The following is an 8,820-nucleotide window of genomic DNA, read 5'->3' as shown; positions in this document are numbered from 1 at the left end:
CGGTGCCCGACTCCGCGCCCGACTCCGCGGCGACCTGCGGACCTGCACGCGGGCGCCTGGATCTGGTCGAGGGCGCCGGCGGCGTGCTCGTCCGGCTCGGCGCCGGCCTCACCGTCCTCGACCTCGCCCGGTCGCTCGACGCCCCGGTGGTCGTGGTCGCGAGGGCCGGACTGGGCACGCTGTCGGACACCGAGCTCACCGTCCGCGCGATCGAGGCGGCGGGTCTGCGGTGCGCGGGGGTCGTCATCGGGTCCTGGTCGGCCGATCCGGACCTCGCCGAGCGCTGCAACCTCGAGGACCTGCCCCGCGTGACCGGGGTTCCGGTGCTCGGCCGGGTGCCCGCGGGTGCAGGGGCGCTGTCGCAGGCCGAGTTCGGGCGGCGCGCACCGGGGTGGTTCGTCCCTGACCTGCTCGACGTCCTTCGAAGCGGAGATCGGCGGGCGCACTACGGTGAGAAGTCGACGGTTCTCGGATCTCCGGCTTGTCAGGCTGCGGGATGACGTGCGAGGTACTCGTCGATCGCTGACCGGATAACCGCACTCATCGGCTGCCCGGTCCGCTCGGCATAGTCCGCAAGCCTTCGACGGTCCGACTCGGTCAAACGGACAGCCAACGGCCGGGTCTCTTCAGCGACATCACCGGTCCGCGGCCGGCCGGACCGGTAGTCCGGACGTATTTCGACAGCCCCGGCGTCGATCTCGTACTCGCCGGCCTCCACCGCGTCGGCAAGACGCTCGTAGCGTGTTTCACGTTCACTGGCAGCACTCATCATTACTCCAATCGCGCTCTCTGCCGGGCACTGACCTCATCGGTCAGATCAACCGCCCCTCCGGTTGCCACGAGGACCTCGCGAGCCACAGCCGCCGTCAGCAGCATGGCGTGGAACACATGCAGCTCATCTTGCTCGATCTGGTCGGCGACCACTTCGATCAAGGCCCCACCGTTCATGTCGCCGACCATCCTGACCAGCTTCGCCTCGGGATCCGCCCGAGGCACCAGGCCATAGCGAACTATCGGATGCGCCAGCACCGCTCTGATCTCCGCATCCGCAACTCCATGTCGGCGTGCGGACGCGTAGATCACCGCTTTCACATTCAAAACTGTATCACGGTTTGAGGCGACGAGAACGACCGAGGCGGGGCGGGGCGGTCCACTTGCCGGTCGCGGTCCCCGCCCTGCTGAGCAGGTAGAATCGGCTGCACGTCGACGCAAGGAGACTGTGTGGCCACCCGCATCCGCCCGACCCCCGACCAGGCACTCGCAGGAGCCGCCGCCGGCCACCGCATGGCCGGCATGGAGCCCTCACCCGAGGCCCTCGAGATCACCCGCCGGTTCGCCGACGGGCTCCTCAGCCGCGACCGGGCTCTCGCCGAGATCCGCGCCGCGGTGCGTGAGCGCACCGCTCCCTGACGCTGCCCTCACGCCCATGAACCCCCGAGATCCGTACAAGGAACCCTCGGGGGTTCTGCGTAACCGACTGGGCATCTCCGACCCCGCCGAGCTGGCGGAATACGAGCGCGACCTGGCCTTCTTCCGGGTCGTGGAACTGGAACTCAGCCCGCTGGAGGGTCGATTCGATTTCGAGCACCTCCAAGCGATCCACCGCTACATCCTCCAGGACATCTTCGACTGGGCCGGCGAGCTCCGCACCGTCGACACCCGCGCCCTCGGCATCCCTCATGCCCGCCCGCAGTTCCTGCCCGACGAGCTCGACCGGGTCTTCCGGCAGATCGCCATCCGACCGCCGAGCACCACCGACCCCGACGCGGCCACCGACAACATCGCCGAGCACTGGTCCGAGCTCACCCTCGTGCACCCGTTCCGCGATGGGAACAGCCGCACGCAGCGAGTCTTCTTCGACCAGATGTTCCGCCACGCCGGGTGGGCCGTCAACTGGGCCGGCATCGACGCCTCAGCGGCGCACGCCGCCCGCCACATGTCGGTGTACGGGCGGCCGGACTACCTCGCCGACCAGCTCAGACACGCCGTCCACCCGGCCACCGAGCTCGCCGAGGGCCGCCTGGCCACCACCCTGGGCAACCGCTCGCTGCTCGACTCCTCCGCGCACTTCCGCGCCATGCGCGAGCACCACAGGGCCGCGGTCATCACGCCCTACGGTCGCACCGGGTAGCCGACGACCGGGCTCCCCACCGGGCTCCCCACCGCGTCGTCGCGCCCGGTCAGGACAGGTCGAGGAAGCTACGCAGGTCGTTGAACGACTCGCGCACCACCGAGTAGTGCGCCCACTTGCCGCGCTGCTCGCGGACCAGCAACCCGGCCTCGACGAGCTTCTTGAGATGGTGGCTGATCGTGGGCTGGCTGATGTCGACGACCTCGAGCAGGTCGCACGCGCACACGGAGTCGCACCCCTGTGCCGCGATGTGCGACAACAGGCGCAACCGCATCGGGTCCGCGAGCGCCTTGAGTCGCGCCGACATCCGCTCGGCGGTGGAAGCGTCCACCGGCCCCGCCGACATCGAACAACACGCGTACTGCTCCGCCGACAGGCCGGGTTCCACTGTTGTCATCGTCCACCTCACCTGCCCCCGAAGATACATTGACACTTACCGATGTGTCAGCCTAGCCTCCCCCATAGACAATCATCGATCTAAGGACGTTCCCCCGGATGAGCACCATGATGACCGGGCCCGGCGTGGCACCGGTCGCCGAGAAGATGTCGTTCCTCGACCGCTGGCTGGCCCTCTGGATTCTCATGGCGATGGCCGTCGGGCTGCTGCTCGGACGGTTCATCCCCGGCCTAGACCGGGCGCTGGACTCGGTGAAGATCGGCGGGATCTCCGTCCCGATCGCCATCGGCCTGTTGGTGATGATGTACCCGGTCCTCGCGAAGGTCCGCTACGACGAGACCCACCGGGTCACCGGTGACCGGAAACTGCTCACGCTGTCGCTGTTCCTCAACTGGATCGCCGGTCCGGCGTTCATGTTCACCCTCGCGTGGGTCTTCCTACCCGACCTGCCGGAGTTCCGTACCGGGCTGATCATCGTGGGCCTGGCCCGCTGCATCGCCATGGTGTTCATCTGGAACGACCTGGCCTGCGGGGACCGGGAGGCCGCCGCGGTGCTGGTCGCGATCAACTCGGTGTTCCAGGTCGTGGCGTTCGGCGCCCTGGGCTGGTTCTACCTGCAGCTTCTGCCCTCCTGGCTGGGGCTGGAGACCACGACGGCCGAGTTCTCCGTGTGGGCGATCGTGCTCTCGGTGTTGGTGTTCCTCGGCATCCCGCTGTTGGCCGGCTTCCTCACCCGAGTGTTCGGCGAGCGGGCCAAGGGCCGGGAGTGGTACGAGGAGACGTTCCTCCCCCGGATCGGCCCGTGGGCCCTCTACGGGCTGTTGTTCACGATCGTGTTGCTGTTCGCCATGCAGGGCGATGCCATCACGTCCCAGCCGCTCGACGTGGCGCGGATGGCCGTGCCCCTCCTGCTGTACTTCGTCCTCATGTTCGTCATCAGCCTGTTCGCCTCGCGGGCGGTCGGGCTGAACTACGCGAAGTCGACCAGCGTGGCCTTCACCGCGTCGGGCAACAACTTCGAGCTGGCGATCGCGGTGTCGATCGGCACCTTCGGCATCGCCTCCGGCCAGGCCCTCGCAGGCGTGGTCGGGCCGCTCATCGAGGTCCCGGTCCTCATCGGGCTCGTCTACGTCGCCCTGTGGGCGGGACCGAAACTCTTCCCGGGCGACCCGACCCTGCCCGATCGTTCGGTGACCGGGACCCGCTCATGACCGGGGAGCAGCAGGCGCACCACGTCCCCAGCGTTCTGTTCGTGTGCGTGAAGAACGGCGGCAAGTCCCAGATGGCGGCGGCGCTCATGCGCCTGCACGCCGGTGACGCGATCGAGGTGCACTCGGCGGGGACCCGGCCCGGCTCGGCCGTCAACGCGCTGTCCGCGGAGGTGGTCGCCGAGGTCGGCGCCGACATGTCCGGCGAGACCCCCACGGCCGTCGACCCCGACCTGCTGCGACAGGTGGACCGGGTGATCGTCCTGGGCGACGAGGCCGCCGGGGAGATCGACGACGACGAGGTCAGCGCGCTCGAAATCTGGCGCACCGACGAGCCGTCGCACCGGGGCATCGAGGGCATGGAGCGGATGCGTCTGGTCCGCGACGACATCGATCGTCGCGTGCGCGCCCTGCTCGCCGACCTCGTCGACACCAGGCCCCGGGTGCTGTTCGTCTGCGTCCACAACGCCGGGCGCTCCCAGATGGCCGCCGGCTACCTGTCCCACCTGGCCGGAGGACGAGTCGACGTCCTGTCGGCCGGGTCGGCACCCAAGGATCAGATCAACCCGGTCGCCGTCGAGGCGATGGCCGAGGACGGCGTCGACATCACCTCGGCCACGCCGAAGGTCCTCACCACCGACGCCGTCCGCGCGTCAGACGTGGTCATCACCATGGGCTGCGGCGACGCGTGCCCCGTCTTCCCCGGCAAGCGGTACGAGGACTGGGAGCTGGCGGACCCGGCGCGCCAGGGAATCGAGGCCGTCCGGCCCATCCGTGACGAGATCAAGCGGCGGGTCAGCGCGCTGATCTCCGAACTGCTCGAGCCCGAGTCGTAGCGGACGGGCAGGGGGCGGGCCCGCTCCCCCGGGCCACCTCGCCGACCGGGCGGGTTCAGCCGACGTGCCAGTGACGGCGGATGAGCTCCTCGCGGTCTGCGTCGCAGCTTCCGGAGTCGCCCACCTCGTCGTCGTCATCGTCATCGTCGTCGTCGTCATCACCGCGTAGCCCCGCGAGCACGGCGTCGATGAGCGCGGCCGGGAACACGCCGTCGGCCTCGAAGAGCTCGCGCTCGTTCTCGAGCGCGTCGGCCGACTCCGCGCACGAGGTCGGCAGCTGCTCGAAGTCACTGTGGTCGGCGGCCCTGAGCCGCTCGGCCAGCTCCAGGCTGTTGTCATCGCTCAGCCCGCGCCGGGCCGCCGCGGCCATGCCGGCCAGGAGGAGATGCACGTCGGCGGAGCCGTCCGCGAGTCGGAACTCGACGGTCTGTGGGTGCACCGCGGGTTCGGGGATCGGCTCGCTGGTGCCGGGGTTGGCGTGGGCGACCATACCGGCGAGCACGTCGCCGCCCCAGGCCAGCGGGACGCGGACCAGGCCGGTGCGGTCCTGCTCGCCCCAGCAGATGTCCTCGGGAGACTCGTCGCCCTCGGCGAACCGCAAGTAGGACGTCGGCACCGTGTTGCCGACCGTGGACAGGGCCCTGGCCGCCGAGAGGTAACCGGCGATCAGGCGACGCCCGGTGTCGTTGATCCCCTCCTCACCCGCGATGGCGTTGGCGCCGTCGCGCACGAGCCGACTGTGGATGTGCAGGCCGTTGCCGGCGCCCTCGCTGCTGACCAGCGGGGCGAAGGTGGCTTCGAGGCCGTGGGCGTAGGCGACCTCGCGGACGACCCACTTGGTGAGGACCAGGTTGTCGGCCGCCTGCTCGAGGGGCAGGGGCTGGAGCTCGATCTCGTGCTGGACCATCTGCCGGTCGCCGGTGAGGATGTTGCCGACCTCGCCGTGGGCGTACTTCAGCGGTATCCCCATGGCGGCGAGGCGGCCCAGCACCTGCTCGCGGACCCGCTCGTGCTTGGAGAACGGAGCCGACTCCTGGTAGCCGCGCTCCTCCTCGACCGGGTAGATCGCCTCGGGCGCGTCGACGAGGTAGTACTCGAGCTCGCCGAAGGCCTCGAGCGTCATGCCGGTCTGCCGCGTCAGCGTCTCGGCGGCGCGGCGCACCACCTGCTCGCGCGCGTAGGGCAGCGGCGTCCCGTCGGGCGCGTAGAACGAGCAGAGCACGTCGAGCGAGCAGCGTTCACCGAAGGGGTTGAGGAACGCGGTGCGGTGCCGGGGCACGATGTAGACGTCGCTGGCGTCGGTGTCTGTGCCGGGGAAGACGCTCGAGCCGTCCACGCGCTCGCCGCGGGTGAGCACCTCGCCGAGGTGCTCGCGGGAGTTGATGGGGAAGGCGACGGTTTTGAGGCGTCCGTCGCCGCCGACGTAGCGCAGGTTGACCTGGCTCAGGCCCAGCTCCTCGACCGCCCGCACGAGGTCGCCCGCGGTGAAGTCGTCCGTGGGCTTACCGACCAGCCGGACGAGGGGGTGTGGTTCGAATGCATCGATGGCCATACCCCGTTGTATCAGCGCTACCGGGTGTCAGCTTCCGGTGCGCGCGACGGAACCGCGTGGCGGGCCGAACGTCAGAACCAGAGGCGCGCGGGTCGGTGCCGACGACATCTACGAGCGCGCCCGTCGAGTCGTTGACGAACATTTCAGGCTCACAATGTCACTGTAGGCCCCCTTGAGTGACATTGTCGGCGCCCCCATTGCACTCAACCGGCGTCAGACGAACGTGACTCGCCTCGTCCCGCGCGCGATCCCCGGGCCGGAGACCACCAGACTCAGAACTAGAGAATCGGTGAGCCCGTCCGCGGCACGACCGCCCGCCCGATCTGTCAGTCCACGTCCTTGGACCAGCCCCGGACACTCCAGCGGTGCCGACGACGTCCACGTGGACGGCGCTCGGGCTGCTCGGGTTCCTGGTAGTAGTCGAACACCGGTAGGCCGAGCTTGAAGCGGATCGCGGCCACGCGAAGGCTGAACCCCACGACCAGGGTGATCGCCGCGCTCCAGTTCTCCGGGACGCCCGCAGCCACCAGACCCACAAAGACGAGCGCGGCAAGGATGGCGATACTGGCGTACAGCTCCTGCCGGAACACGAGTGGTACCCGGTCGCACAGCAGGTCACGCATGACTCCTCCGAATACGCCCGTGATGACCGCGGCGGCGACGGCGATGATGACGCCGTGTCCCATCTCGATAGCGATCCGGGCGCCGATGATCGCGAAGACCGTCAGTCCGAGCGCGTCGAGCCCCAGGAAGAGCACCCTGAAGTGCCGCATGATCGGGGCCACGACCACGGTGATGACCGCGGCCAGCGCGACCAGCGCGAGGTAGGACGGGTGCTTCACCCAGATGAGCGGATAGTGGCCCAACAGGACGTCTCGGATCGAGCCTCCGCCGATGGCGGTGACGCACGCGACGATCACCACCCCGAACAGGTCCATGCACTCGCGACCGGCGGCCAGCGCACCGGTCATCGCCTCGGCGGTGATACCGATGAGGAAGAGAACGGTGAGAAACTCCACGGGTCCGGCGCGCGACTAGAACCAGAGGTCGGCGAGCAGCTCGATCGACCGGTTCCGTACCGCCGGGTCGTAGGCGTAGGTCACGGTGATGAGCTCGTCGGCGCCGGTGCGCTCGACGAACTCCTCCAGCTGCGCCTTGACCGTGTCGGGCGAGCCGACCGCGCTGATGTCGAGCATCGGGTTGGTCGCGCCGGCGAACTGGGCCGGGTCGACGGGCGGCTGGATCTTGCGGCTGCGCCCGGCGCGGAGGTCGAGGAACATCTGCTGCAGCGTGGTGAACTCGCGCTGGGCCTCTTCGTCAGTGTCGGCGACGACCACGTTGATGCCGGCCATCACCTGCGGCTTCTCGATGCGGGCGGTGGGCGCCTCGGTGCTGAAGGTCTCGCGGTAGACGCGGATGGCGTCGTCGATCTGGTCGGGCGCGAAGTGCGAGGCCAGCGAGAACGGCAGGCCGAGCTGGCCGGCGATCGAGGCGCCGTTGACGGTGGAGCCGAGCACCCAGATCGGCACCTCCATCCCCTGCGAGACCGCGGAGAAGATCGGGATGCTGTGGGCGGTGCCGGACTCGCCGAACCAGCCCTGCAGGTCGTAGATATGGCGGGCGAACGCCTGCGGCTCGGCCGACGAGCGGCTCAGCGCCTGTGCGGTCATGCCGTCGGTGCCGGGGGCGCGGCCCAGGCCGAGGTCGATCCGGTCGCCGTAAATGTTGGCCAGGGTGCCGTACTGCTCGGCCACCATGAGCGGCGCGTGGTTGGGGAGCATGACGCCGCCGGAGCCGACGCGGATCTGCTCGGTCACCGACGCCGCCTGGGAGATGAGCAGCGACGTGGCGCTCGAGGCGAGGTTGGGGGTGTTGTGGTGCTCGGCGAACCACAGGCGCGAGTAGCCCAGCCGGTCGGCGTGGCGGGCCGACTCCATCGACGCGGCGATGCCGTCACGCGCGGTGGCCCCCTCGGAGATGGAGACCAGGTCGAGAATGCCCAAGGGAACCGACACAACACACCTTTTCGTAGCTCACCGTTACCGCCGCGAACATCCGCGGCTCGTGTGTCGAGGCTACCGATGCGGCGAGGTCCGTGACGGGTCACGGATCGGTGCCACCCGCGGCCGCCCCCGTGACGGGCGTGGGTCACACCGGTGCAACCGTCGGTGACGCGCGGGGCCGGACCGGAACGACGACGACGACGACGACGACGACGACGAGGTTCCCGCCCCACACCCCGTGGCCACCTGCGGGCGTCGGCGTTTCGGGCCCCCACCCCTGTGTTGTGGGTCACACTGGGCTCGTCGCGGGGTCCCGCCCGCGCATCAGGTCCGCACGAAGGGTCCGAGCGCCATGACGCAGACATGCTCCGATGAACCGCTACACCAGCAGGTCACCTCGGGCGAGGCCGATCTCGACGCGTTCCGTGTGCGTCTCACCGCCTGGTTGGCCGAGCGCGAGGAGGTCAACGCCGCGGCCGGGGTCGAGGTCACGGCGGTGAGCCGGCCGGAGAGTTCGGGGATGTCCAACATCTCGGTCCTCTTCGACGCCACGTGGACCCCGGCCGAGGCCAGCGCATCGGCGGGCCCGTCCGAACGGCGACATGACCGGCTGGTCGCGCGGATGTGCCCGCTGGACGACGCGTTCCCGGTGTTCCCCGTCTATCCTGACTTCCACAAGTTGACGCTGTTCTA

11 protein-coding genes and 2 pseudogenes are annotated in these 8,820 nt (G+C 69.4%); 7 read left to right on the top strand and 6 right to left on the bottom strand.

All coding sequences use genetic code 11. From position 1 onward, the window contains the following. Positions 1-500: ATP-dependent dethiobiotin synthetase BioD (gene bioD, locus HMPREF3086_RS05730; protein ID WP_141764011.1), on the top strand; the 500-nt coding region annotated here is incomplete at its 5' end. Here bioD and HMPREF3086_RS05725 read toward each other — a convergent pair. Further along, positions 485-769 (bottom strand): ribbon-helix-helix domain-containing protein, encoded by a 285-nt coding sequence (locus tag HMPREF3086_RS05725; protein WP_168169061.1) that lies wholly within the window; start codon positions 767-769, stop codon positions 485-487. The genes bioD and HMPREF3086_RS05725 overlap by 16 nt on opposite strands. 2 nt (positions 770-771) lie before the next feature. Beyond that, a complete protein-coding gene (locus HMPREF3086_RS05720; protein ID WP_141764010.1) occupies positions 772-1,092 on the bottom strand; it encodes a hypothetical protein in 321 nt (106 codons plus the stop codon). A 129-nt stretch (positions 1,093-1,221) separates the two neighbouring features. Here HMPREF3086_RS05720 and HMPREF3086_RS05715 point away from each other — a divergent pair, with 129 nt between their 5' ends. Continuing rightward, the gene (locus tag HMPREF3086_RS05715) at positions 1,222-1,410 is read left to right on the top strand and encodes an antitoxin VbhA family protein (RefSeq protein WP_070720631.1); all 189 of its coding nucleotides are present in this window, start codon (positions 1,222-1,224) and stop codon (positions 1,408-1,410) included. Between the two features lie 16 nt (positions 1,411-1,426). Continuing rightward, positions 1,427-2,131 carry a Fic/DOC family protein gene (locus HMPREF3086_RS05710; RefSeq protein WP_070720628.1) on the top strand — a complete coding sequence of 235 codons (705 nt, stop codon included), beginning with the start codon at positions 1,427-1,429 and terminating at the stop codon, positions 2,129-2,131. 49 nt (positions 2,132-2,180) lie between these two features. On the opposite strand, the gene HMPREF3086_RS05705 is transcribed toward HMPREF3086_RS05710, so the two are convergent. After that, positions 2,181-2,528 carry an ArsR/SmtB family transcription factor gene (locus HMPREF3086_RS05705; protein WP_070720626.1) on the bottom strand — a complete coding sequence of 116 codons (348 nt, stop codon included), beginning with the start codon at positions 2,526-2,528 and terminating at the stop codon, positions 2,181-2,183. Positions 2,529-2,626: 98 nt separating this feature from the next. On the opposite strand from HMPREF3086_RS05705, the gene arsB reads away from it, so the two are divergent. The 3 genes and pseudogenes from arsB (at position 2,627) to HMPREF3086_RS19890 (ending at position 4,572) form a co-directional block, all read left to right on the top strand. Continuing rightward, on the top strand, positions 2,627-3,739 hold the full coding sequence (arsB, locus tag HMPREF3086_RS05700) for an ACR3 family arsenite efflux transporter (RefSeq protein ID WP_070720622.1): 1,113 nt from the start codon (positions 2,627-2,629) through the stop codon (positions 3,737-3,739). Then, a pseudogene (locus tag HMPREF3086_RS19895) lies at positions 3,736-4,140 on the top strand (low molecular weight phosphatase family protein); the annotation flags it as partial. The gene arsB and the pseudogene HMPREF3086_RS19895, both read left to right, overlap by 4 nt. Then, the gene (locus tag HMPREF3086_RS19890; protein ID WP_371441657.1) at positions 4,138-4,572 is read left to right on the top strand and encodes an arsenate reductase ArsC; all 435 of its coding nucleotides are present in this window, start codon (positions 4,138-4,140) and stop codon (positions 4,570-4,572) included. The pseudogene HMPREF3086_RS19895 and the gene HMPREF3086_RS19890, both read left to right, overlap by 3 nt. A 55-nt stretch (positions 4,573-4,627) precedes the next feature. Here HMPREF3086_RS19890 and HMPREF3086_RS05690 read toward each other — a convergent pair whose 3' ends face one another. From HMPREF3086_RS05690 to HMPREF3086_RS05680, 3 genes are all read right to left on the bottom strand, one after another. Further along, positions 4,628-6,124, bottom strand: coding sequence for a glutamine synthetase beta-grasp domain-containing protein (locus HMPREF3086_RS05690; RefSeq protein ID WP_070720619.1), 1,497 nt, complete (start codon positions 6,122-6,124; stop codon positions 4,628-4,630). Between the two features lie 326 nt (positions 6,125-6,450). Then, entirely contained in the window at positions 6,451-7,095 is a 645-nt protein-coding gene (locus tag HMPREF3086_RS05685; protein ID WP_070720640.1) for a trimeric intracellular cation channel family protein, read from the bottom strand. Between the two features lie 63 nt (positions 7,096-7,158). Continuing rightward, positions 7,159-8,139, bottom strand: coding sequence for an LLM class flavin-dependent oxidoreductase (locus tag HMPREF3086_RS05680; protein WP_070720615.1), 981 nt, complete (start codon positions 8,137-8,139; stop codon positions 7,159-7,161). Positions 8,140-8,479: 340 nt separating this feature from the next. Between HMPREF3086_RS05680 and HMPREF3086_RS05675 the strand changes: the two are divergent. After that, positions 8,480-8,820, top strand: a pseudogene (locus HMPREF3086_RS05675) (hypothetical protein); the annotation flags it as partial.

It is taken from the genome of Dietzia sp. HMSC21D01, assembly GCF_001815995.1.
Taxonomy (GTDB): Bacteria; Actinomycetota; Actinomycetes; order Mycobacteriales; family Mycobacteriaceae; genus Dietzia; species Dietzia cinnamea.
Note: the sequence above shows the minus strand (reverse complement) of the source record. Positions and strands in the feature narration are given on the sequence as shown.

Bases quoted from the DNA above. Each gene is read 5' to 3' on its own strand.
- HMPREF3086_RS05685 (WP_070720640.1), bottom strand. From the start codon at position 7,095: ATGACCGGTGCGCTGGCCGCCGGTCGCGAGTGCATGGACCTGTTCGGG.
- HMPREF3086_RS05705 (WP_070720626.1), bottom strand. From the start codon at position 2,528: ATGACAACAGTGGAACCCGGCCTGTCGGCGGAGCAGTACGCGTGTTGT.
- HMPREF3086_RS05725 (WP_168169061.1), bottom strand. From the start codon at position 769: ATGAGTGCTGCCAGTGAACGTGAAACACGCTACGAGCGTCTTGCCGAC.
- arsB (WP_070720622.1), top strand. From the start codon at position 2,627: ATGAGCACCATGATGACCGGGCCCGGCGTGGCACCGGTCGCCGAGAAG.
- HMPREF3086_RS05690 (WP_070720619.1), bottom strand. From the start codon at position 6,124: ATGGCCATCGATGCATTCGAACCACACCCCCTCGTCCGGCTGGTCGGT.
- HMPREF3086_RS05710 (WP_070720628.1), top strand. From the start codon at position 1,427: ATGAACCCCCGAGATCCGTACAAGGAACCCTCGGGGGTTCTGCGTAAC.